Annotated in this window: 20 protein-coding genes; 10 read left to right on the top strand and 10 right to left on the bottom strand. The window is 67.2% G+C overall.

The window, feature by feature from the left end; all coding sequences use genetic code 11:
* Nucleotides 1-101: 101 nt before the first annotated feature.
* Both ACZ52D_RS20350 and ACZ52D_RS20345 read right to left on the bottom strand, forming a co-directional pair.
* Entirely contained in the window at nucleotides 102-716 is a 615-nt protein-coding gene (locus ACZ52D_RS20350) for a sugar transferase (RefSeq protein ID WP_464443777.1), read from the bottom strand.
* On the bottom strand, nucleotides 716-1,597 hold the full coding sequence (locus ACZ52D_RS20345; RefSeq protein WP_464443776.1) for an NAD-dependent epimerase/dehydratase family protein: 882 nt from the start codon (nucleotides 1,595-1,597) through the stop codon (nucleotides 716-718). Before ACZ52D_RS20345 ends, ACZ52D_RS20350 begins: the two co-directional genes overlap by 1 nt.
* 133 nt (nucleotides 1,598-1,730) lie before the next feature.
* On the opposite strand from ACZ52D_RS20345, the gene ACZ52D_RS20340 reads away from it, so the two are divergent.
* From ACZ52D_RS20340 to ACZ52D_RS20330, 3 genes are all read left to right on the top strand, one after another.
* On the top strand, nucleotides 1,731-2,852 hold the full coding sequence (locus ACZ52D_RS20340) for a polysaccharide biosynthesis/export family protein (RefSeq protein WP_369928633.1): 1,122 nt from the start codon (nucleotides 1,731-1,733) through the stop codon (nucleotides 2,850-2,852).
* Nucleotides 2,853-2,925: 73 nt separating this feature from the next.
* A complete protein-coding gene (locus ACZ52D_RS20335) occupies nucleotides 2,926-3,531 on the top strand; it encodes an acyltransferase (protein ID WP_417475735.1) in 606 nt (201 codons plus the stop codon).
* Entirely contained in the window at nucleotides 3,528-4,538 is a 1,011-nt protein-coding gene (locus tag ACZ52D_RS20330; protein WP_464443775.1) for a capsular polysaccharide export protein, LipB/KpsS family, read from the top strand. Before ACZ52D_RS20335 ends, ACZ52D_RS20330 begins: the two co-directional genes overlap by 4 nt.
* A 68-nt stretch (nucleotides 4,539-4,606) precedes the next feature.
* Here ACZ52D_RS20330 and ACZ52D_RS20325 read toward each other — a convergent pair whose 3' ends face one another.
* The 5 genes from ACZ52D_RS20325 to rfbC all read right to left on the bottom strand — a co-directional run bounded on the left by ACZ52D_RS20325 (nucleotide 4,607) and on the right by rfbC (nucleotide 9,385).
* The gene (locus ACZ52D_RS20325) at nucleotides 4,607-5,866 is read right to left on the bottom strand and encodes an MFS transporter (RefSeq protein WP_464443774.1); all 1,260 of its coding nucleotides are present in this window, start codon (nucleotides 5,864-5,866) and stop codon (nucleotides 4,607-4,609) included.
* A 117-nt stretch (nucleotides 5,867-5,983) separates the two neighbouring features.
* Nucleotides 5,984-6,886, bottom strand: a complete 903-nt coding sequence (gene rfbA / locus ACZ52D_RS20320) for a glucose-1-phosphate thymidylyltransferase RfbA (RefSeq protein WP_464443773.1) — start codon at nucleotides 6,884-6,886, stop codon at nucleotides 5,984-5,986.
* Nucleotides 6,883-7,734, bottom strand: a complete 852-nt coding sequence (gene rfbD / locus ACZ52D_RS20315; RefSeq protein ID WP_464443772.1) for a dTDP-4-dehydrorhamnose reductase — start codon at nucleotides 7,732-7,734, stop codon at nucleotides 6,883-6,885. The genes rfbA and rfbD overlap by 4 nt, the downstream gene beginning before the upstream one ends.
* 40 nt (nucleotides 7,735-7,774) lie before the next feature.
* The gene (rfbB, locus tag ACZ52D_RS20310; protein WP_464443771.1) at nucleotides 7,775-8,827 is read right to left on the bottom strand and encodes a dTDP-glucose 4,6-dehydratase; all 1,053 of its coding nucleotides are present in this window, start codon (nucleotides 8,825-8,827) and stop codon (nucleotides 7,775-7,777) included.
* Nucleotides 8,828-8,830: 3 nt separating this feature from the next.
* A complete protein-coding gene (gene rfbC / locus ACZ52D_RS20305; RefSeq protein ID WP_464443770.1) occupies nucleotides 8,831-9,385 on the bottom strand; it encodes a dTDP-4-dehydrorhamnose 3,5-epimerase in 555 nt (184 codons plus the stop codon).
* A gap of 133 nt (nucleotides 9,386-9,518) precedes the next feature.
* Here rfbC and ACZ52D_RS20300 point away from each other — a divergent pair, with 133 nt between their 5' ends.
* Both ACZ52D_RS20300 and ACZ52D_RS20295 read left to right on the top strand, forming a co-directional pair.
* Nucleotides 9,519-10,760 (top strand): glycosyltransferase family 4 protein, encoded by a 1,242-nt coding sequence (locus ACZ52D_RS20300; RefSeq protein WP_417475728.1) that lies wholly within the window; start codon nucleotides 9,519-9,521, stop codon nucleotides 10,758-10,760.
* A gap of 405 nt (nucleotides 10,761-11,165) precedes the next feature.
* Entirely contained in the window at nucleotides 11,166-11,633 is a 468-nt protein-coding gene (locus tag ACZ52D_RS20295; protein WP_369928618.1) for a YciE/YciF ferroxidase family protein, read from the top strand.
* Between the two features lie 208 nt (nucleotides 11,634-11,841).
* Here ACZ52D_RS20295 and ACZ52D_RS20290 read toward each other — a convergent pair whose 3' ends face one another.
* Nucleotides 11,842-12,534, bottom strand: coding sequence for a response regulator transcription factor (locus ACZ52D_RS20290; protein WP_464443769.1), 693 nt, complete (start codon nucleotides 12,532-12,534; stop codon nucleotides 11,842-11,844).
* A 687-nt stretch (nucleotides 12,535-13,221) separates the two neighbouring features.
* On the opposite strand from ACZ52D_RS20290, the gene ACZ52D_RS20285 reads away from it, so the two are divergent.
* From ACZ52D_RS20285 to ACZ52D_RS20265, 5 genes are all read left to right on the top strand, one after another.
* Nucleotides 13,222-14,292: a helix-turn-helix transcriptional regulator gene (locus ACZ52D_RS20285; protein WP_464443768.1), complete on the top strand. Its 1,071-nt coding sequence runs from the start codon at nucleotides 13,222-13,224 to the stop codon at nucleotides 14,290-14,292.
* Nucleotides 14,289-15,032 (top strand): hypothetical protein, encoded by a 744-nt coding sequence (locus ACZ52D_RS20280; protein WP_464443767.1) that lies wholly within the window; start codon nucleotides 14,289-14,291, stop codon nucleotides 15,030-15,032. The genes ACZ52D_RS20285 and ACZ52D_RS20280 overlap by 4 nt, the downstream gene beginning before the upstream one ends.
* A gap of 182 nt (nucleotides 15,033-15,214) precedes the next feature.
* Nucleotides 15,215-17,566: a calcium-binding protein gene (locus tag ACZ52D_RS20275; RefSeq protein ID WP_464443766.1), complete on the top strand. Its 2,352-nt coding sequence runs from the start codon at nucleotides 15,215-15,217 to the stop codon at nucleotides 17,564-17,566.
* 154 nt (nucleotides 17,567-17,720) lie between these two features.
* The gene (locus tag ACZ52D_RS20270) at nucleotides 17,721-19,505 is read left to right on the top strand and encodes a type I secretion system permease/ATPase (protein ID WP_464443765.1); all 1,785 of its coding nucleotides are present in this window, start codon (nucleotides 17,721-17,723) and stop codon (nucleotides 19,503-19,505) included.
* On the top strand, nucleotides 19,502-20,926 hold the full coding sequence (locus ACZ52D_RS20265) for an HlyD family type I secretion periplasmic adaptor subunit (RefSeq protein WP_464443764.1): 1,425 nt from the start codon (nucleotides 19,502-19,504) through the stop codon (nucleotides 20,924-20,926). Before ACZ52D_RS20270 ends, ACZ52D_RS20265 begins: the two co-directional genes overlap by 4 nt.
* A 272-nt stretch (nucleotides 20,927-21,198) precedes the next feature.
* On the opposite strand, the gene ACZ52D_RS20260 is transcribed toward ACZ52D_RS20265, so the two are convergent.
* Both ACZ52D_RS20260 and ACZ52D_RS20255 read right to left on the bottom strand, forming a co-directional pair.
* A complete protein-coding gene (locus tag ACZ52D_RS20260) occupies nucleotides 21,199-22,206 on the bottom strand; it encodes a replication initiator protein A (RefSeq protein WP_417475719.1) in 1,008 nt (335 codons plus the stop codon).
* Nucleotides 22,207-22,354: 148 nt separating this feature from the next.
* Nucleotides 22,355-22,573: a hypothetical protein gene (locus ACZ52D_RS20255; protein WP_464443763.1), complete on the bottom strand. Its 219-nt coding sequence runs from the start codon at nucleotides 22,571-22,573 to the stop codon at nucleotides 22,355-22,357.
* Between the last annotated feature and the right edge of the window lie 11 nt (nucleotides 22,574-22,584).

Genomic DNA, 22,584 nt, shown 5'->3' with positions numbered 1-22,584 from the left:
TTCGAGCATACTCCGCTTTGCCGGTTCCACAAAACAGGCAAAGCGGAAACTCGCCGCCTGTCCCAGCGGCACCTCTCGGCGCTCCGTTCCGGCGGCAGATCTCAGCCGCGGCGCAGGAAGATGTTGCCGATGGTCTGGAACACGATGGCAAAATCGAAACACATGCTCTGGTGGCGCTGGTAGATCAAGTCCAGCCGCGCCTTCATCGGCACGCAGAGCCGCGAATAGACCGCGTCGGTTTCCGCCGCGCTGGTGCAGCGCGCCAGCAACGCCGCCTCGTGGCGGTGATAGGTGATCGAGGCCAGGCCGGTCACGCCGGGGCGCGACTTCAGCACCTCGGCATAAAGTTCGGGATGCGCCTCGACATATTGGCGCAGAGGCGGGCGCGGGCCGACAAAGGACAGATCCCCCTTGAGGATGTTCCACAGCTGCGGGAACTCATCCAGCCGTTTCGACCGCAGCCAGGCGCCGGTGCGGGTGATCCGCGCGCGCTTGTCACCGCCCGACACGCCGGCATCGCGGTCCACCACCGTCATGGTGCGCAGCTTCCACAGGGGAAACGACTGGTCCGGTGTCTTCATGCGCTCGGCCACGTAGAACAGCGGCCGCCCTTCCTTGAGCAGCAGCCAGCCCAGCAGCAGCAACAGCACCGGGCCAAGAAAGACAATCAGAAGACTGGCAAAGAACAGATCGAAAATACGTTTGCGCCAAGTCATCAGCGGCGGCTCTCCTCGGTGAAATGCGGGGCCAGGTCGCCCCATTCGGCGACCATCTGCGCCGGATCGGCCGTCTCCGGCGCAAAGGGCAGATACGCCGCAAGCAGGCGGCAGTCCAGCGCCACTTCGGCAATGGCCCCGGCAGCGGCCTGCTGCCAGGCAAAGGAGCGCCCGGCCGCGCGCAGCAGGGCGGCCATCTCCACCGGGCCGGGCTGTGCCAGGTTCAGCACCGGTGGCAGGTCCGGCGCCGCCAGCAAGGCCGCCAGCACCCGCGCCAGGCTGCGCGGGCCGATGTAGCTGCGCCGCGGGCTGCGCCCGTCGGCCAGGCGATCCAGCGCAAAGCCCGGCCGCCAGCCGCCCAGAATGGCATCGAAACCGGCAATATTGCCGATCCGCAGCATCGTCACCGCCACGCCCAGCTCCGCCGCCAGCGCCGCGGCGCGCGTCTCCATCTCCGCCTTGGCCGCGCCATAGGCATTGGCGGGACGCAGCGCGGCCGTTTCTGCCAACAGCCCCTCCTGGGCACCGTAGACCGCCGCCGAGGAGGCCAGCAGCACCCGCGCCTGCGCCGCCGCCGCGGCGCGCACCGCCGCGAGGGCCAGCGCGACATGCGCCTGCATCGGTTCACTTCCGCGTCCCGGCACCGGCCCGGCCAGGCACAGGATCGTGGTCGCCCCGCGGGCCGCACGGCTGAGCGCGGCAGGCTCTGCCAGCGGGTCCAGCACATGCCAGCTGTCCGCCCAGGTGTCCGCCGTCGCGCCCTGCGCCTGCGGCGCGCGGCGGCGCTGCAGGCGCAGCGCCATCCCCTCTGGCGGGCACAGCTGCAACAGCTGCCCGATCCGCCCTGTTGCCCCCAGAACCAAAACCGCGGGTTTTGTCATCTCACGCTGCCCGTTCCTGTTGACCCTCTGCTCCAGCCCAGTATCCTTTGCGCCAACAAAAATCAAAGCGCTTCCCGAGGCGCGCCAGCCCTGCCCCGGACCCCGTGCCGGGCATTTCAATGACAGGCTCCCGATGCTGAAATTTCTTTTCTGGTTCGCTGCTGCTGCCAGCCTGACCCTTCTGCCCGCAGCCTGTTCCCGCCTGCCCGGAGGCGCCCCCGCCAGCGAGGAAATCCTGAAGCAATCCGGCGAGGCGGATGCCGATTTCGCCTTCTACCGGGTGAACCGGGCGCTGTTGCCGGTGGTCGCGACCTGGCCCGGCACCGGCAAGCAGGAGCGGCTGCGCTGGCTGCCGGGGCACCAGGGCGCAAAGACCCAGATCATCCAGCCCGGCGACCAGCTGACCCTCAGCATCTGGGACAGCAACGACAATTCGCTGCTCACCACCGGCGAGCAGAAGATGGTGCAGCTTCAGGACATGAAAGTGGCCTCCAACGGCACCATCTTCATGCCCTATGTCGGCGATGTGAACGTGCGCGGCCTGACGCCGGACCTGGCGCGGCGCAAGCTGCAGGAAGCCCTGGAGCCGGTGGTGCCATCCGCCCAGGTGCAGCTGGCAATGGCCGAGGGGCGCGGCAACTCGGTGGACCTGGTCTCCGGTGTTGCCAATCCCGGCACCTACCCGATGCCCGACCGCAACTACACGGTGATGGGGCTGATCGCGGCCGGCGGCGGCATCAGCCCGACCCTCAACAACCCGCAGATCCGGCTGGTGCGTGGCCAGAACATCTATGGCACCTCGGTCGAGCGGCTGCTGGACAACCCGCGCCTGGACACGCTGCTGCGCGGCGGCGACCGGGTCTTCGTCGAGGAGGACTCGCGCTATTTCCTGTCCTTCGGCGCCACCGGCAAGGAAGATCTGCATATCTTCACCAAGGACGAGATGTCGGCGATGGACGCGATGTCGGTGGCCGGCGGCTTCCAGGACGGCAAGGCCGACCCGAAGGGGCTGTTGATCCTGCGCGAATACCCGGCCTCGGCGATCGCACCGGGCCAGCGCGGGCCGCGCCAGCAGCGGGTGGTGTTCTCGCTGGATCTCACCTCCGCCGACGGGCTGTTCTCGGCGCGCCAGTTCCAGATCAACCCCGGCGACCTGGTCATGGCGACAGAATCGCCGATCAACGACGCGCTGACGATCTCCAACATCTTCGGCAACTTCTTCGGCGTCTTCAGCCGCGCCGGGATCATCGAATAAGGCACGCCTCAGCCGGGCTTGTGCGGCGGGTTCCACGCCCGCAGCGCAGCCACCACAGGAAAGCGCAGATCGCATGAAAAAAATTCTCAAACGTTTCCGGTTACCCCGGCAGGAAACTTCTGCGGAACTCTTGCGGCGGCACTCTCCACATATCGTGCATCTGCGGCACATGCGGCAAGACACCTATGACGACTTGCCGGCAAGCGCGCTCAAGTCCTCTTTGACCCGCCTAGCCTACATCGGGGGCGGGACCGTAATCTACTATTTGAAACCCGATACGGTCCATATTGGCCGCAACAGCCAGCTGCGCGACTACGCCATCCTGGAAGTCGGCGGAAAGCTGGAAATTGGCGAAGGCTGCGTCATCGGCGCTTACAATTGGATTCAGGCCAGCGGTTCCGTCACCCTGGGGGACGGGGTCATCATGGGGCCGCACACCTCTTTGATCTCCACCAGTCACCAGCATACCGATCCCGAGAGCAAGGTCGCGGACACGCCGTTGCTGCGCGGCTCGGTGACCGTGGGAAACAACGTGTGGATTGGCGCCCATGTGACGGTACTCATGGGCGTGACGATTGGCGACAATACGACCATTGGATCAGGCAGCGTCGTCACCCGGGACATTCCCGCCAACTCTGTTGCCTTCGGCAATCCCTGTAGGGTACATCGCCGCAAATGAACAATTACCTCTTCACCATCGGCGTTGGCGTCAGCGACCGACCATCACGATGGCAGGGTATCTGCACCATCTATGGCCATCTTGCGCGCGGCCTGACCCGGATGGGCCATCGATGCCGGTTCATCGTCAACCCCGCCGCCTTTGACGCCCGGGCCCTGGCCGGTCTTGATGCGGCGCCGGGCTCCCATGCCGACGTCGCGGCCGCGCTGGCCGAGGACACGTGGCACAACGGGTTCATTTGGGGCGGAAGAATTGCCCCGGATGCAGAGACCGCGGCCCTGTTCGCCGCCGGGAACGTCCCCGTCATCTATTCCGAACTCGGCTGGTTTCCGCAAAAAGGCACCGTGTATTTCGACCGGCTTGGCACCAACTCGCAAATGAGCTTCGACACGCCGCCGCCGCTGGTCGGCCTGCGCCGTCTGCGGTTTGCGATTGCAAGGCGCCGAGCCTGCCGGACGATATACGGCCAGCGTTTCGGGGGGCCCGCGCGCCCGGCAACTGCGCGTCAGCAGGTGTTCGTGCCATTGCAGGATGAAACCGACACCAACATCACCCAGGATTCGCCCTTTCCGGACATGGACTCGCTGCTGCGTTTCCTGTCGGAGACCTATCCAGACTGTCACTTTACCGCCCGCCCCCATCCAAAGGCGGCACCGTCAGATCTGAGCAGCTATCCGAATGTCACCCTGCAAGACCCCAAGGCGAACCCCTATGCAGAGTTGAAGACATTCGACGCCGTCGTCGGGATCAATTCAACGATGCTGTCCGAAGCCGCCTTCATGGGGCACGATGTGGTGTGTTTTGGGAACGGCATTGCAAAAATCTACGGGATAGCCCGACACGCTGACCCCGCCACGCCCCCAGCCCGCCTCCAAGGCCCCGAGAACCGCGATCAGGCCGACGCCGCGCTGGCCCATCTTTTCTTGGACCGCCAGCTGCGACAAAAGCGCTTGAGTTCACCACGGTACCTGCAAGGCACTTACCTGAAGCAGATGCTGGATCTCTGACCAAGCATCCGACCACCCCGAAGACGGTCCCAAGCGCTTTCCCGTCCGCCTGAGCCGCCGCCGCCCCGTCAGCTGTCGGCGGAGGGCGGCGACACCTCCGACGGCGCGGCGGCCAGCGCCGCGGTCTCCGGGGTCGAGGCGCGGGCCAGCGGCTTGGCCTGGAAGGCGATCTTGTCCGCTGCCGCCACCGGCGGCGCGATCCACAGCCGCAGCAGGCCGAACAGGATCAGCGTCACATGCGCCGCCCCGGTCACCGCAAACAGCGCCGCCGCCCCCAGCGCGCTCATCGCGAAACCGGCCGCCGCCGGGCCGATGATGGAGCCGATGCCGAACACCAGCAGCAGCCCGCCGCTGACCTGGATGAACGATCCCGGCTCGGCGTGGTCATTGGCATGGGCGGCGATCACCGGATACATCGAGAACACCGCCGCGCCGAACAGCGCCGACAGCAGCAGCGCCAGCTGCGGCTGCGTCACCCCGGCCAGCAGGAACAGCGCATCGGCCACCACCGCCGCCGCGGTGATCGCCAGCAGCACCTTGCGCCGGTCGAACCTGTCGGAGGCGATGCCGACCGGGATCTGGCTGGCGGCGCCGGCCAGGATCGGCAGGCTTGCAAACAACGCGATCGCCTCCAGCTCCATGCCGATCCGCGCCGCATAGACCGCCGCCAGCGTGCCGAAGGCGGCATTGGAAATCCCCACCATCAGCACCGCGAACACCGCAATCGGCGAGTTGCGCCACAGCTGCGGCAGGTCCAGCGACACCCGGGTCAGCGGCCGCGGCGTGGAGGTGGCGCTGATCGCGGTCGGCAGCAGCGCCAGGCAATAGACCATCGCCGCCAGCACGAAGAAGAAAAAGCCACTGGCATCGCCCAGCGTCAGCACCATCTGCCCGGCCGTGGTCGCCGCCAGGTTGACCATCGTGTAGATGCCGAAGACCCGCCCCCGCGAGGCGGCGTCGGAGCGCTCGTTCAGCCAGCTCTCGACGATCATCGCCGCGCCGGCAAAGCAGAAGCCGGACGCCGCCCGCACCGGGATCCAGACCCAGGGCGTCATCATCAGCAGCGAAAGCAGCACCGCGATGGCGGCGATCGCGCACATCGCACCGAAGGCGCGGATGTGGCCGACCCGCGCCACCATCGCCGGGGTGCGCAGGCAGCCGATCACGTAGCCCACCGCCCAGCCGGTGCCCAGCAGGCCAAGCGCCGCCGCGCTGAAGCCCTCGGCCTCGCCGCGGATCGGCAGGATCAGGCTGTTCACCCCGCCTGCAAACAGCAGGAAGGCAGAACCCAGCAGCAGGGCGGTCAGGGGAAGCAGGCTTTTTACCATGGGAATACGTCAGGTTGAAAGGATCACGGACGGCCGCTGATAATCCGCAAAACCCTCCGCAGGCAATCCGTGTTCCACCAGCACCGGCGCATAGCTGCCATGCCAAACCGCAGGGGGCTATTTCAGCCGCCGCTCGAGGTAGGCACCATAGGCGTTCTTGGCGAATTTCTCCGCCCGCGCCTGCAGCTGGCCGTCATCGATCCAGCCCTGCTCATGGGCGATTTCCTCGGGGCAGCCGGTCTGCAGCCCCTGGCGTTCCTGCAGGGTGCGCACGAAATTGCCCGCGTCCAGCAAGGAGCCATGGGTGCCGGTGTCCAGCCAGGCATAGCCGCGGCCCATGGTCTCGACCCGCAGGCTGCCGTCGTTCAGGTAGCTTTGCAAAAGATCGGTGATCTCCAGCTCGCCGCGTGGGCTGGGCTGCACCTTGCGGGCGCGCTGCGGTGCCGACCCATCGAGGAAATACAGCCCCGTCACCGCGTAGTTCGAGGGCGGCACGACCGGCTTCTCGATGATCTCGCGGGCGGTGCCGTCGGCGTTGAAATCCACCACCCCATAGCGCTCCGGGTCGGCCACGTGGTAGCCGAAGACGGTGCCGCCCGCGGCCTGCGCATCCGCCGCCGCCAGCAGTTTTGGCAGCCCGTGGCCAAAGAAGATGTTGTCGCCCAGCACCAGCGCCGAAGGGCTGCCGTCCAAAAAGTCCTCGGCCAGGATGAAGGCCTGCGCCAGCCCGTCCGGCGAGGGCTGCACCACATAGGTGAGCGAGATCCCCCACTGGCTGCCGTCACCCAAGAGGCGGATGAACTGCTCCTGGTCCTGCGGCGTGGTGATGATGCAGATCTCGCGGATCCCCGCCAGCATCAGCACGGACAGCGGGTAATAGATCATCGGCTTGTCATAGAGCGGCAAGAGCTGCTTGGAGACCGCCATGGTGATCGGATAGAGCCGGGTGCCCGATCCGCCCGCCAGGATGATGCCTTTTCTGCCGGAAACCGGTCCTGCGCCGGGCTTGCTCTCTGTCATGCGATCTCTCCCAGATCTTTCAGAATATCCTTGAGGCCCAGCCGCCAGTCAGGCTGCGACAGGCCGAAAACAGTCTCTAACGTGGTGCAATCGAGCCGGGAATTCAGCGGCCGTGCCGCCGGGGTGGGATAGGCGGTGGTGGGAATATCCTCCACCGCGCAGTCCACGCCCGCCTGGGCAAAGATCTCGCGAGCGAAATCCGCCCAGCTGGTCTGCGGCGCGCCGGCCAGGTGGTAGGTGCCGGATTTTGCCGGATCCTGCGCCAGCTGCCGGGCGATCTCCAGGCAGGCGGCGGCAATGGCGCGCGCCGGTGTCGGCGCGCCGGTCTGATCCGCCACGATGGTCAGCCGCTCGCGGTCCCGCCCCAGCCGCAGCATGGTTTTCACGAAATTATTGCCATGGGCCGAGACCACCCAGGAGGTGCGCAGGATGGCATGCACCCCGCCCGCCGCGCGCACCGCGTCCTCGCCCGCCAGTTTCGAGCGGCCATAGGCATTCAGGGGGCCAGGCGCATCCCCGGGCTGCCACGGCGCTTCGCCGCTGCCGTCGAACACGTAGTCGGTGGAGACGGTGACAAAGGGAATGCCCAGTTCCGCGCAGGCCACCGCCATCGCACCGGGGGCGGCGCCGTTGACCACCTGGGCCAGCGCCTCTTCTTCCTCGGCGCGGTCCACCGCGGTGTAGGCGGCGGCATTGATCACCATCTGCGGCTGCGCCGCGCGGATCGCGGCAGTGCAGGCCGCCGGGTGGCTCAGATCCGCCTGATCACGGCCGAGGCAGGTGACGCCCTGATGCGCCGCCAGCTCCCGCGCCAGCTGGCCGGTCTTGCCGAATACGAGAATGGTCATGCCTGCGCTCCTTTCCACGACAGAGGGATGTGCCTGCCCGTCACGTCCCGGTGCCCAGCCGCTGGCCAACGCCGTCGCGGTCCTGCAGCGCGCGCCACCAGCTCTCGTTGTCGAGATACCACTGCACAGTCTTCTCCAGCCCTTCCTCGACCGTGACACTGGGCCGCCAGCCCAGCTCCTCGCGGATGCGGGAGGGGTCGATCGCGTAGCGCGCGTCATGGCCCGGGCGGTCGGTCACGAAGGTGATCTGCTCCTTGTAGGACTTGCCATCCGCACGCGGCCGCTTCTGGTCGAGGATCGCACAGAGCGTCTCGACCAGCTCCAGGTTGGTGCGCTCGTTCTCGCCGCCGATGTTGTAGGACCGCCCCAGCGCGCCCTTTTGCACCACCAGCAAGAGCGCATCGGCGTGGTCCTCGACATAGAGCCAGTCGCGCACGTTGGAGCCGTCGCCGTAGATCGGCAGCGGCTTGCCCGCCAGAGCGTTCAGGATCACCACCGGGATGAGCTTTTCGGGGAAGTGATAGGGGCCGTAGTTGTTGGAGCAGTTGGTCAGCACCACCGGCAGCCCGTAGGTCTCGTGCCAGGCCCGCACCAGGTGGTCGGACGCGGCCTTGGAGGCCGAATAGGGCGAGCGCGGATCGTAGGCGGTCTCCTCGGTGAACATCACATCCGGGTCGGCGGGCAGCGAGCCATAGACCTCATCGGTCGAGATATGGTGGAAGCGGAACCCCTCCGGCTTGCCCGCCTGCACCCAGTATTTCCGCGCCGCTTCCAGCATATTAAAGGTGCCGGTGATATTGGTCTCGATGAAATCACCCGGCCCGTCGATCGAGCGGTCGACGTGGCTCTCGGCGGCCAGATGCATCACCGCATCGGGCTGGTGGCGCTCAAAAACAGTGTCTAACGCGGCGCGATCGCGGATATCGACCTGTTCAAAGGCATACGCCGGGCTGTCCGCCACCTCGGCCACATTGTCGAGGCAGGCGGCATAGGTGAGCGCGTCCAGGTTCACCACCTGGTGGCCGCGCTGGATCGCCAGCCGCACCACCGCCGATCCGATAAAACCGGCGCCGCCAGTCACAAGAAGCTTCATCTCTTATCCTTCCCAGGTGAAGGGGCTGTCAAAATCGGCCAGCCGCGGCGCCGCGGCGTCCTTCTCCGACAGCACCGGCGTGCCCGCAAACCCCCAGTCGATGCCGCAGCTGTCCCAGGCCACGGCACCGTCGCATTCGGGCGCGTAATAATCGGTGCATTTATAGATGATCTCGGTGTCGGGGGCGCGGGTGATGAACCCATGCAAAAACCCCTTGGGCACCAGGAGCTGCTTGCCGTTTTCCGGCGTCAGCTCGATGCCGAACCAGTTGCCATAGCTGGGCGAGCCCTTGCGGATGTCCACCGCCACGTCGAACAGCGCGCCGCGGCCACAGCGCACCAGCTTGTCCTGGGCATGGGGCGGCGATTGGAAATGCAGCCCCCGCAGGGTGCCCACGGCGGCCGACAGCGAGTGGTTGTCCTGCACGAAATCCAGATCGATCCCGGCCTCCTGCATCCGCCGCCGGTTCCAGCTCTCGCTGAAAAAGCCGCGCTCGTCGCCGAACCGCGCCGGGGTCAGCACCTTCAGCCCCGGCAATCCTGTCTCTTCTATCTTCATCGCTTGCGCCCCAAATTTCCGGCAGCTGCCTTTTCCCCACTCCTACGTCGGCACAGGCAGCGGCGCAACAGAGCGACGGCAAGCCGCCGCGCAGCCCTTGCGCAGCGGCGCGCGACCCGGCAATCCTGCTGCCATGAAAATTCTGTTTGTGCACCAGAACATGCCCGGCCAGTACCGGGAGCTGGCCCCCTGGCTGGCAGCCCAGGGCGGCCATGAGATCGTCTTTCTGACCCAGCGCAACGATGTCCATCTGCCGGGCATCAAGACCGCCACCTACAAACCCTTTCACAGCCCGGACAAGGACGCCTTCGGCCTCAGCCGCGACTGGGAGGCGGCGGCGGGCGCGGGGCTGGGGGCGGCGCTGGCGGCGCGGCAGCTGCGGGATGCGGGATTTACCCCGGACATCATCATCGGCCACACCGGCTGGGGCGAGCTGTTGTACATGAAAGACCCCTACCCGGATGTGCCGATCATCGGCTTCTTTGAATATTTCTACCGCACCAGCGGCGGCCTGGTGGGGTTTGACCCGGAGAACCCGGCCAACGACCAGGCCTATTTCTTCGCCGAATCCCGCAACGCGGTGCCCTATGTCAGCATCGAGCAGGTCGACCTCGGCCATGTGCCCACCGCCTGGCAGCGCGACCGCTTCCCGGCCTCCTTCCACGACCGCATGTATCTCTGCCATGACGGCATCCGCGCCGACCGGCTCGGCCCCGACCCCAAGGCCAGCATCGGGCTGGGGCGGCTCGGGCGCGCGCTCACCGGCGAGGACGAGGTGGTCACCTATATCGCCCGCAACATGGAACGCGCCCGCGGCTTTCACATCATGATGCGCGCGCTGCCGCGCCTTCAGGCGCAGCGCCCCAATGCGCGCGTGCTGATGATCGGCGGCAATGACACTTCCTATGGCGCCGAAAGCAAGCACCCCGGGGGCTTGCGCGGCGAGATGGAGGAGGAACTCGGCGACAGCGTCGACTGGAGCCGGGTGCATTTCCTCGGCAAGGTGCCCTACCCGGATCTCTGCCGCATCATCCAGCTGAGCTCCTGCCACATCTATCTCACTATGCCCTTCGTGCTCAGCTGGTCGCTTCTGGAGGCGATGGCGATGCAGGCAACGGTGGTGGGCGCCGACGTGGCCCCGGTGCGCGAGGCGATCAGCCATGGCGAGACCGGCCTGCTGGTGGATTTCTTCAGCCCCGAGAAGCTCGCCGACCAGGTGGCGGATGTGCTCGCCAACCCCGGCGATTACGCCCACCTGGGGCCCAATGCCCGCGCTCATGTGCTGGAAAAATACGATTTCCTCAGCCGCTGCCTGCCAGAGCATATCGCCCGGATCAATTCACTCGTACCTCAGGCGCGGCATATCCAGATCTAACCGGCAGCACCGCAGATCACCGTCCGGACCACGCCACGGCGCCCCGGGATCCGAACCGGAAACGCCGCGCAACAGGGTCTAACCAAGGGAAATTCCCGGCGACCGCCCCGATCGGCGCGCCGGACCGCTGGCGCGCGCGGGTCCCGCGGCGGCGGATCCCCGCGCCTCGGGCGGATGATTTCAGGGAACGGCAGCGGGGGGCGGCGCGTTTGTCCGTCACGGGCCAGCAACGGCCCGTTGTTGTCAGACCAAAGGAGCACCCCGCATCCAGCCCCCGGCGCCGTGCCCCCTGCCGGATTGCCCCGCCCCCCCGGCGCGCGCCGCCCCGGCCTGTCACGCACAAGCGTTTGGTGCCCCTGCCCCGACCCCGCCCCACGGGCGCAACCTGTCAGAGAGGATCTACTCATGAAGACGCTGAACGACGTGTTCCTGCACACCCTTCAGGACATCTACTACGCCGAAAACAAGCTCGTGAAATCGCTGCCGGAAGTTCGGGAAGCGGCCAATGGCAAGCCGCTGAAGGATGCCATCGACGAGCATCTGGAAGAGACCAAGGGCCAGGTCGAGACGCTGAAGAAAGTGTTCAAATCCCTCGGCGAAGAACCCTCGGGCGAGAAATGCGATGCCATCGAGGGGCTGATCAAGGAAACCGAAGGGCTGATGAAGGAAGCCACCGGCGACGGCAAGAACGCCGCGTTGATCGCCGCCTGCCAGGCGGTCGAGCATTACGAGATCGCCCGCTACGGCACCTTGCGCGAATGGGCCAAGGAGCTGGGCCACGAAGAAGCGCATGACCTGCTGACCTCCATCCTCGACCAGGAAAAGGCGGCCAACAGCAAGCTCACCCACCTGGCGATCTCGAAGATCAACTGATCCTCGATCACCTGGGCCTGCGCGGCCCGAGCAGCGCCTCTCAGGCCCCTCTGCGCGCAGGCTCATCAGACTGGCCCCTCAGGATGCCGCGGCCCGCTGTCGGACCGCGGTCGTGTGCCCGGCGTGCAGCCGGATCCCGCCCGCTCTCCCCGGCCGGGCAATCAGCCCCGCCTCCCGGCGGGGGCCTGCCGCTCCGGGCCGGTCCGGGCTAATGGGGGGTTGGTGGTGACAGCCGCTCCGAGGCCCAGAGCGCGGCCTGGGTGCGGTTCTTGGCGCCGATCTTGCGGAAGCAGGTGCGCAGATGCACTTTCACCGTCGCCTCGCAGATGCCCAGCTCGTTGGCGATGCTCTTGTTGGTGGCGCCTTCGGTCAGCTTGGCCAGCACCAGCTGCTCGCGGTCCGACAGCCCATGGCCGCCGCGCGACGCCCCGTTCCTCTCTCTCTCCGGGACCGCCGGGCCGTTGCGACAGGGGGTGGCGGCGGCGGGCTGCGGGTGCTCCGCCGGGTTGCCGAGCTTGTCCTCGAGCGCGCAGTCCGGCAGCACGATGCGATAGCCATCCTGCACAACTTGCACGGCGGCGATCAGCGCATCGGCGGATTTGCGTTCCGGGATCACCGCCTCGGCGTAGCGGCTGAAGCCCGCCTGCACCGGCGGCGGGCAATCATCGCCGGTGATCAGGATCAGATGCACCGCGCCATTGCGGGCGCGAAACCCCTGCAGCGCCGCCTCCAGCCCGGCGCCGGTGTCGTGGCTGTAAAAAAGAACCAGGTCCTGCTGCGGCAGCGGTGGCAGCTCCGCCAGGGTGCCGCAGCACTGTCCGGTGTCATAATCATGTGCTTCACAGATGGTCAGAAACATGTCCCTGAGAAGCCTGCTTTCCCCCACGATGTGAACAGGCATAAAAAAACTCCTTTACTCGTAACACGGTCGGACTGCAGTCCGGCCCGTCCCCCAGGAGCGCTGTTATGCCAGCCGCCCGCCCCCGCGGCCCGGCTGTTCTGCGCAATGCGTCCACGCTCCCTGGAACTCCCTTTCCCAACTGCTGCCCAGTGCCCCGGCACCGCCGGAGCAGTGCCGTTTCCGGATCGTGACAAAAAAAGAACACGCCTGGAAAAAACAGAACGGGCCGGGCCGCGCAGATGGGTGCTCAAACACTTCTGGTGCGCATTGCGGTGAATAAACCCTAGCGAATCTATCCTTTATTGTTAAGAAACTTCGCCTCCCGGCGCAGGGCTTTTTACCCCTTCGGCCCGGACCCCGGCGCAGGAACCGGGGTAGAGCCTTGTTTTCACGAACAATCCGCGCGGGGCCGCCACAGCGCGCGCCATTGTGGCAAAAGTGGAAACGCAATGTTTCGACGGCATCTTCGCAATTCTAGGCAAAGTCTATTTTCGTTTCGGACAACTTCGAGGGCGTAGAATCGTGCGCTCTGCCGACCCCGGAATACCCCCATGGTAGTAATCCCCCGGCCCGGCGGCACGGCTGCCTGCCGCCGCCTCTGCCTTCGGCGTACCCCCTCTGCCCGGTTTGCCCTTCGGGCCACCGTGCTACCTTGAGGATATTCATTATGTCATGCCGGGGGGCAACATGGTTGTGTTGAATGGGGCCGTCGCACAGACGGGCAGTTTGGTATACTCGAAAGCACTTCAACGACAGATCTCTTCTCTGACACAGGTTGCACTGGTGCAGCCCGGCCACCGGCGGGCCCCGGTGCTGACCAGCGCCGAACCGCTGGGGGGCGCCTGCCCGGACAGCGCCGGAGCGGCGCTGCGGCGGCTGTTGCACCCCGGTGCCGCCGGACAGTTGCAGCGGCGTCAGCCCGGAGGCCGCGCCGCGCATATGCTGGCAACCCGGCTGCCCCAGGCGCTGGCCGACCAGCTGCTGACGGCCCCCGGCTGGGCGTTGTTTTCCCATGGTTTCGAAGACGGCAGCGAGGATCTGATCGCGCTGCACCTGGATGGCGGTCCACATGACGGCCATTGCGGCGACATCCTGCAGGCGATCTGGCCGGTGCTGCGCGAGGACACGCTGCGCGCGCTCGCAGGCGAGACCCAGGCGGCGGTGACCAGCGCACTGCTGTGGACCATCTCCAAGAAGACCGACGCGGCGGTGCTGGTGCTGGATGGCGCCGGGCAGCTGCTGCATAGCAATGAATCCGGCCGCGACATGCTCGACGCCGGCGATCTGCTCAGCGACAGCGGCGGGCGGCTCAGCTGTGCCAGACCGGGCGAGACCGCCGGGTTCTACGCGGCGGTGGCCGAATGCGCCCGCTCGCGCCGCGGCCCGGCCACCGGCCCGCGCGAGCTGATCCTATTCCTCGAGGACCGCCACAGCGGCATGCGGCTGCCGGTGTCGCTGACCCGCTATCGCTGCGGCGGCGCCGACCAGCCGCTGGTGGTGGCGATCCTGCCGCGCCAGCCTGACCGCCGCCGCATCGAGATGCTGGCCCAGAAGATGGGGCTGTCGCCCTGCGAGGCGCGGGTGGCGGCGCTGATCCAGCTCGGGCTGACCAACCGCGAGGCGGCGCATATCGCCGGCCTCAAGGAGCAGACCTTCAACACCTATGCCAAGCGGGTGCTGGCCAAGATGCAGGTCGGAGGCCGCGCCGAGATGGCGCAGCGGCTGACCTGGCAGGCCTCGCTGGGGAGAGCGTCATGAACAAGCTGACGCTCGAAGCCCCGGTGCAGGGCCCGCCGGCCCCGGCCGGAAGCCCCGCCGCTGCCGCCGCCGCCACCTCGGCTGCGGCCACCCCGCCCTCAGGCCCGCCCGGCCCGACCGGCGCGGCGCAGCCCGCGGAGACGACCACCGGACAAGCACGGGCACAAAGCCCGGATCCGACCGCAAAGCAGCCGCGCGCACAGCGCCCGGTCGACGCGGCCGACGCGTCGGAGGGCCAGCCGCCGCAGCCGGAGCGCCGCGCCGAGCCGCCGCGGCTCAGCGCCGCGGTGCTGGCGCAGATCGCCACCGCGCTGCGTCAGGGCGGCGGCGACGCCCTGCCGCTGGCCACCCAGGCCGACCTGGTGGCGCTGCACAAGCGCATCGCCGAGATGTTCACCACCCTCAACGACGGGCTGGGGACGCAGCAGGCCGCCAAGGCGGCCGCCGACCGCAGCGCGCTCAGCGCCCGCATCGACCAGCTGGAAGAGGCGGTGAACCGGATGGAAGGGGCGCTCCGCATCGAATTCGAACCGGTTCTGAAGGCTGCGGTCACCGAGGCGCTGGCGCAGGCGGCGCCGAGACCGCGCCGTCGCTGGCGGGGGGCGCTGGCGACAGCGCTTCTGGCGGGTGCGGCGCTGATGGCCGGCGCCTGGTACCACGCGCCGCTGCTGGAGGCAGCACAGGACCTTGGCCAGCTGCTGGCCGACGGGCAGCTGATCTGGCGCAGCGACGCCAGATAAAGCCCTGAATTTGTCCCCATTTGGGGGCAGCGCAGACCCGGTATCTGGGCTGCAATACCACCGGAAGGCATTGTTTCGCCTTTTTGCGCCAGCCGCAGTCCGCGGTCGCGGCGCAGGCGGGGGACGGAACGGGCAGCCGCCCGCAGCCCGGCCCCACAGAGTTAACGAGGAGGAAGTTTACCATGGGTAAGAAGGACTTTAACCCCGATTGGGATGTCTGTGACCCGACCTGCGATATCCGGTTCAGCGACAACAAGTTCGATCCCGACTACAACGACGGCACCACCGAATGGGGCGGCACCGACGGCAATGTGATCGACCTCAACGATCACGACGCCGGCGACAATGCCTCGGCCGGGCACGGCGATGACGCGATCTACGGCAACGAGCGCAACAACCGCCTCGATGGCGAAGAGGGCCAGGATTACATCGAAGGTCAGAACGGCCATGACGACATCCGCGGCGGCTCCGGCAATGACTACCTGTTCGGCGGCAACGCCGATGGCATCGGCAACCCGGCCGATCCCCGCGATGACGGCGACGACTGGATCGACGGCGAGGAAGGCTGCGACTACATCGACGGCGAAACCGGCAACGACACGCTGCTGGGCGGCGAGAACATCGACAGCGTGTTCGGCGGCACCGGCGACGACGTGATCTTCGGCGACGAAGGCGGCCTCGGCGACGGCAGCGGTGATGGCGGCGACTACCTCTATGGTGAGCTTGGCGACGACTGCATGGACGGCGAAGGCGGCGACGACTGCATGTGGGGCGACAACGGCCAGTCCGGCGAGACCCGCTATGACGGCGACGACACCATGTACGGCCGCGGCGGCAACGACCGCATGCATGGCCAGGGCGGCAACGACCGCATGGCCGGCGGCCTCGGCGATGACCTGGTCATCGGCGGCAGCGGTGACGACGAGATGTTCGGTGACGAGCGCCAGTCGCAGAACGATGACCTCGACTTCGGCGCCGACAGCGGCACCGGCAACAAGGACGAGCAGGTCGACGGCGACGACTGCATGCTGGGTGGTGACGGCAACGACACCATGGACGGCCAGGGCGGCAATGACACCATGTTCGGTGAAGCCGACAACGACCTGATGCAGGGTGGCCGCGGCGACGACCTGATGGATGGCGGCGCAGGCCGCGATGACGTCAACGGTGGCGCCGGTCATGACACCATGCGCGGTGGGTCCAACAACGACGTGCTCGAAGGCGGCGCCCAGGGCGACCTGATCTTCGGCGACAGCGGCACCAACCTCGGCGACGATGAGCATGGCTACAACATCGACTGGGATTGCTGCGACGACGACGAGGACAGCCCGCCGGCGACGCTGCATGCCGATACCGCCGGTCTGAAAGAGGTCGACTGCCCCGATTGCTACACGCCCGAAGATGGCGGCGAGGACGGCAATGACCGCATCCGCGGCGGCTCCGGCAATGACACCATGTTCGGCGAGGGCGGCAATGACGTCATCATCGGCGGGCGCGGTCATGACCACGGCCATGGCGGCGACGGCAACGACCGGCTCTCCGGCCGCAAGGGCAATGACGTGCTCGACGGCGACGAGGGAGACGACTGCGTCAAGGGCGATGCCGGCAATGACACGCTTTATGGCGACAATGGCAACGACACCCTGAAAGGGGGCGATGACCATGACCGGCTCTTCGGCGAGAACGGCCGGGACAAGCTGTACGGGGATGACGGCAACGACACCATGTACGGTGGCGACGGTCGCGACAAGCTCTGCGGCGGCGATGGCAATGACGTCGGTCACGGCGGCAATGGCAACGACACCGTCAAGGGCGACAATGGCGACGACTTCCTCGATGGCAACGATGGCGAGGACCTGGTCCATGGCGGCAACGGCAAGGACGTGCTGCAGGGTGGCGAAGGCAATGACACGCTGAACGGCGATGCCGACCGCGACTGCCTCTATGGCGAGAACGGCGATGACCTCCTCGACGGTGGCACCGGCGGTGACTTCCTCGATGGCGGCGACGGCAACGACACGCTGTTCGGCGGGGCCGGTGACTACAATGACTGGCTGAAAGGCGGCGCAGGCGATGATTGCCTCACCGGCGGCGACGGCAAGGATGTCTTCATCATCGACCTGATCTGGGATGGCAGCAGCTTCTCCTCCACCGATGGCAACGACACCATCAAGGACATGGATATCGACCAGGATCACGATGTGGTGCTGTTCCGTGTCACCAATGTGGGCGGCGGCCTGGGAACCTCGGCGCAGGATGCCTTTGCCGCATTGGACGGCGGCGGCGCCACCGTCACCGACAATGGCACCGACACGCTGATCAGCGCAGGCGGCGCCACGGTGAACATCCTCGGCCTGACCGGCCGCGAGGCCCCGTTCACCTCGCTCGGCCAGGACGCGATCCCGATCGGCGGCGTGGGCATCAACGCGGTGACCACCGGCGATGCCGGATCCTACGAGGCGATCCGGGTGCTGACCTCGGACACCGGCTTTGACGACAGCTACGTCAACATCTGGGGTCCGGAAGCCGTCTGAGCCATAGGAACGGCGGATCCGGGGGAAACCCCGGGCCCGCCCAGCCCTGGTTCAGGACAGCGATTTGGTCCCCGGCCAAGGATTGCATCCTTGGACCAGGGCGCTGTTCTCCAGATTTCACAACTTCACTTCGTGCAGCCGGGGGGCTACGACAATGAAGGTAAAACGGGTATTTGACGGGCAACGGGGGGTGCTTGCCGCCATTTTCACGGCCAGCATCTTTGTAAATCTCCTTGTCCTGACAGCGCCGCTCTACATGCTGCAACTGTTTGCCCGGGTCATGGCCTCGGGCAGCATTCCAACCTTGATAGCCCTGACCACCGGCGCCGCAATCGCGCTGGTGTTCTTCTTTCTGTTCGACATGATCCGCCAGCGCCTGGTGGCGCGGCTCGGATCCCGCCTCGAGGCGCGGCTCAGCCCGGCCGTGCTGGAGGGCATGATCGACACCCCGCTGCCGCCCGCGCTGGCGCGCTCCGAGCCGATCCGCGACATCCAGGACCTGCGGGGCTTCGTCACCAGCCCGGTGTTCCTGGCGCTGCTGGACGCGCCCTGGTCGCTGGTCTTCCTGGCGCTGATCTTCCTGTTCAGCCCGGTGCTGGGGCTGGTGGCGCTGGTCGGCATCGCGGTGCTGTTCACGCTGGCGCTGCTGAACGAACTCATGGCCCGCAAACCGATGGACACGGCCGCGAAACAGGCCACCGAGACCAATGCCGCGGTGGCCGAGATGATGCAGAACGCGGGCCTCATCCATGCCATGGGCAAGACCGCGCCGATGATCCGGCGCTGGCAGCTCAAGGCCTTCTCGGCGCTGGTCTTCAACACATTGGCCACCGACCGGGTGGCGCTGATGACCTCGCTGGCCAAGGCGGTGCGCATGGGGCTGCAGATCGCGGTGCTGGGCGTCGGCGTGGTGCTGGTGATCAACAACCAGCTGTCGCCGGGGCTGATGATCGCCGCCTCGATCCTGCTGGGCCGCGCCGCGGCGCCGGTGGAACAGTCGATCTCCGGCTGGCGCGCCTTTCTCAAGGCGCGCGGCGCCCATGGGCGGCTGAACACCCTGCTGGCGCATCTCGACCAGGCGCCCGAACGGCTGCCCCTGCCTGCCCCGGAAGGCCGCCTGTCCGTGGAAGGCGCCACCGTGGCGCTGCCGGGGCGGAGCGATCCGGTGCTGCTGGACATCACCCTGGCGCTGCAGCCGGGCCAGTCGCTGGGGCTGATCGGCCCCTCCGGTGCGGGCAAGACCACGCTGGCCCATGCGCTGGCCGGGCTGCAGCCGCTGCTGCGCGGCCACATCCGCATCGACGATGCCGCGCTCACCGACTGGGATCCGGCACAGATCGGCCAGTATATCGGCTTCCTGCCGCAGCGGGTCGAGCTGTTCCAGGGCACCGTGGCGGAGAACATCGCGCTGATGGACCCGGACGCCCGGCCCTCCGACGTGGTGGCGGCGGCCAAGCTCGCCCAGGTGCATGAGATGATCCTCGCCCTGCCCGGCGGCTACAACGCCGAGGTCGGCCCGCGCGGCGAGTTCCTCTCGGCCGGGCAGCGCCAGCGCATCGGCCTCGCGCGCGCCTTCTTCGGCAACCGCAAGCTCATTGTGCTGGACGAGCCCAACGCCAATCTCGATCCCGAGGGCGAAGAGGCGCTGGCCCGCGCCATCGAGGCCGCCTGCGCCCGCGGCGCGGTGGTGGTGGCGGTGACCCACCGGATCAGCCTCTTGCGCCGGGTCAGCCATGCGGCGCTGTTGCAGGAGGGCCGCCTCATGCGCTTCGGCGAGGCCCGCCAGGTGATCGAGGCGGCCGCCCAGCCCATGACCCCGGCCCGCGCCCATGGCGATCCCAAGATCGCCCCCTTCCGCCACCGCAACAGCGACACGCGGGCGGCCCCGGAGACCCCGGACGCCGCGGACGCCCCCCGCAGAGAAGGAGACAGCGCATGAGCCTGGTCGATCCCGAGACCCGCACCCCGGCCGCGCGCCCCGAAACCGGTGCCGCGACGACGCCCGCGGGCTTTCGCAACCTGATGCCCCGCTCCGACCCGCCCGAGGTGGCGCTGCCCAGACATCCGCCTACCCGGGTGCGCCAGCTGGTGCTGTGGCTGGTGGTCTGCGGCTTCGGCCTGTTCGGCGGGCTGGTGGTCTGGGCCAGCCGGGCCGAGCTGACCAGCGCGGTGGTGGCGGCGGGGGCCTTCAACGTGGTCGGTGACCGGCTGGCGGTGCAGCATTACGAAGGCGGCATCCTGCGCGAGCTGAACGTGGCCGAGGGCGACCGGGTCCGCGAGGGCCAGGTGATCGCCCGGCTCGATGGCCGCCGGGTGCAGGCGCAGCTGGCCATCCTGAACGGCCAGCTGGCCAGCCTGTTGGCGCAGCAGGCCCGGCTGGCGGCGGAACAGGCGGACCAGACCGAGCTGCCCGCCGATCCGGAACTGGCGGCACTGATCGCCCGCACCCCGGCGCTGGCGCAGCTGGTGGCGGTGCAGCGGGACCTGCTGATCTCCAACCGGGCGCTGCACCAGGGCCAGATGGACATCATCCAGACCCGCATCACCCAGCTCAATGACCAGCTCAAGGGCCGCGATGCCCGCATCCAGGCCACCGAGGAACAGCTGGCGCTGGTGCAGGAGGAACTGGGCGATCTGATCGGATTGTTCGAGAAGGGGCTGGTGCCCAAGACCCGCATCAGCCAGCGGCAGATGCAGCAGAGCGGGCTGATCGGCACCCTCGGCACACTGGAAAGCGACCGCGGCAACGTGCTGGAACGCATCGGCGAGATGCGGGAACGGCAGCTGCAGGCCGGGCGCGACCGCGCCGCCCGCATCGCCGCCGAAAGCCAGGAGGTGCAGGAACGCCTGCTCGACCTGCGCCAGCGGCTGGATGCCACCTGGGACGTGGCCGAACGCCAGACCATCCGCGCGCCGCGCGATGGCCGGGTCGTGGGGCTGAACATCAACACCCTGGGCCAGGTGGTGGAACCGGGCCAGACCCTGCTGGAGCTGATGCCCGAGGACGCCGGCCTCTTGGTCGAAACCCGCGTGGCGGTGGCCGACATCGACGAGGTGGCGATGGGCAGCCAGGCGCGGGTGCAGCTCACCGCCTACAGCTTCCGCTCCACCCCGCCGGTCAAGGGCGAGGTGGTGATGGTGGCGGCCGGCAGCAGTGTCGATGCCAGTACCGGCCAGGCCTATTACCCGGTGCATATCCGTATCCCGGAGGCAGAACTGGCCGCCCTGCCCAATGTGCGCGCCCTGCCCGGCATGCCCGCCCAGGCGATGATCGAGACCGGCCGCCAGACCCTGGCCGACTACCTGATCAGCCCGGTTCTGGCCAGCATGTCACAGGCGTTGAAGGAAGGCAGCGGCTAGGGGGAAGCCGCTACCCACCAGGCCGCGGCCCCGGGGGGAGCGCCGCAGCCTGTCCCGGCCCGTCCCGGCTGCCACTGGCCAGGGCGGGCCTGATCTTGGCCCCCTCCGCGACAGTTCATGACACGGCGCCTCCAACCGCCCCAAAAGGTCCGCTTCGGACCCAATGTTTCGCGCGCGAAACATTGGGTCAATATGACTGACCTATATGCTGACGGGCCACGGGGGCAGCGGGTCAGACCGGGAGCGAGGACGGGAGAGAGAGGACGGGACGGCTATGACGTCAGGCGTTTCCTGACCCAGCCAAGGAAGGCCGCATCCGGCCGCCGCAGCCTAGGCGCGCCGGAGCGGGCCCACATGGCACGCCACTCGGCCTCCAGCGCATAGGCATCGGCGCCGGGCATCAGCGCCCGCGCCTCCTCCAGCGTGGCAGGTTTCAGGCTGGGCGCGTTCAGCGCCGCCTCGGTGACCGCCGCCTTCTGGGTAAAGCGGATCACGTCGCCCTCCAGCTCCTCCAGCGCGTAATCGGGCAGCGGCTGGGCCTCGATCATGTCGCGGATCATCTTGCGGAACACCCGCCGCGGCGAGGCGGAGCCGGATTTCTTCAGCAGCACCTCGACCGAGACCTGCCAGCTGTTCTGCCGTCCGCAATGCTTGCGCGCCAGCTCGTAGATGCGCCGCTCCAGCGGCTTGCGCAGCCGGAAGTAATCGCGGCTCAGCGTCAGCACCGATTTCGACAGCACCGCCCGGTACAGCCAGTCCGACAGGGTCACCGCCACGCTGACCATCTTGCCACCGCGGGCCTTGCGCACGATCTCCCATTTCTCGATCAGCCCGAAGCCGGTCGTCACCTCGTGGCCGCCGGTCATGATGTTGGTGGTGATGCGGGTGCCCGCCAGCCGCTCGAAGGCCTCGCGCAGGCGGCGGTAGGCATCACCCGAGGTCTCGCGGTTGCAGGCCACCAGGAGGTCATGCGCCTTCAGGTGCAAGGTCCGGCTGACCTGCCGCCCGGCATTCAGCGCCGCCATCAGCTGGCTGATGCAGAAGATCAGGATGTCCTTGTCGTGGATCGTCGCCAGCCCCTTGACCGAGGGCGTCACGGTGATCTCGGCACCGTTGTGCTGGTAGTTCAGGATGCGCCGGTCGGGCCGGGTGCTGAGCGAGAACAGCGGGTGTTCCATCGACACCAGGTCGTTCTTGGGGATCGCCCCGAAGATGTCGCAGAGGAAAAAATCCCCCTGCCCTTCCGGCGGAATCCCGTCCGCTGTCAGCTCTGCTGCCATTTTAGCCTGCCCGTATCTGCTCTGCCGGCCGCTGGATTTCTGCCGATCCTGGGCGACTCATTTTTCGTGGTTTTGATTACGCTCACCCTAAGGTTATCCACAAGCCCGGGCAACGGGGGATCAGAGTCACCCGCTCGGGGGTTTGGATTCATTTCATCGGGGTTTCAGAGTCACGTCGATGAAAAATCCCCGCCGCAAAGCCAAGGAAAAAAGGGCTTTCCAGCCGCTGCCCGACTGCCTTAACTAGAAATAACTCATAAATAACAGGGCAGATTTTTTTCAGCCCCCCCAGATCAGCCCAAAACACCCGGCTGCAACCGACAGATTTGCTTAGAAAAATCGAATCCTGTGCGCATATCTCTTCCATGTGCGGTGTTT

This window comes from Leisingera sp. S2M4 (assembly GCF_055398055.1).
Note: the sequence above shows the minus strand (reverse complement) of the source record. Positions and strands in the feature narration are given on the sequence as shown.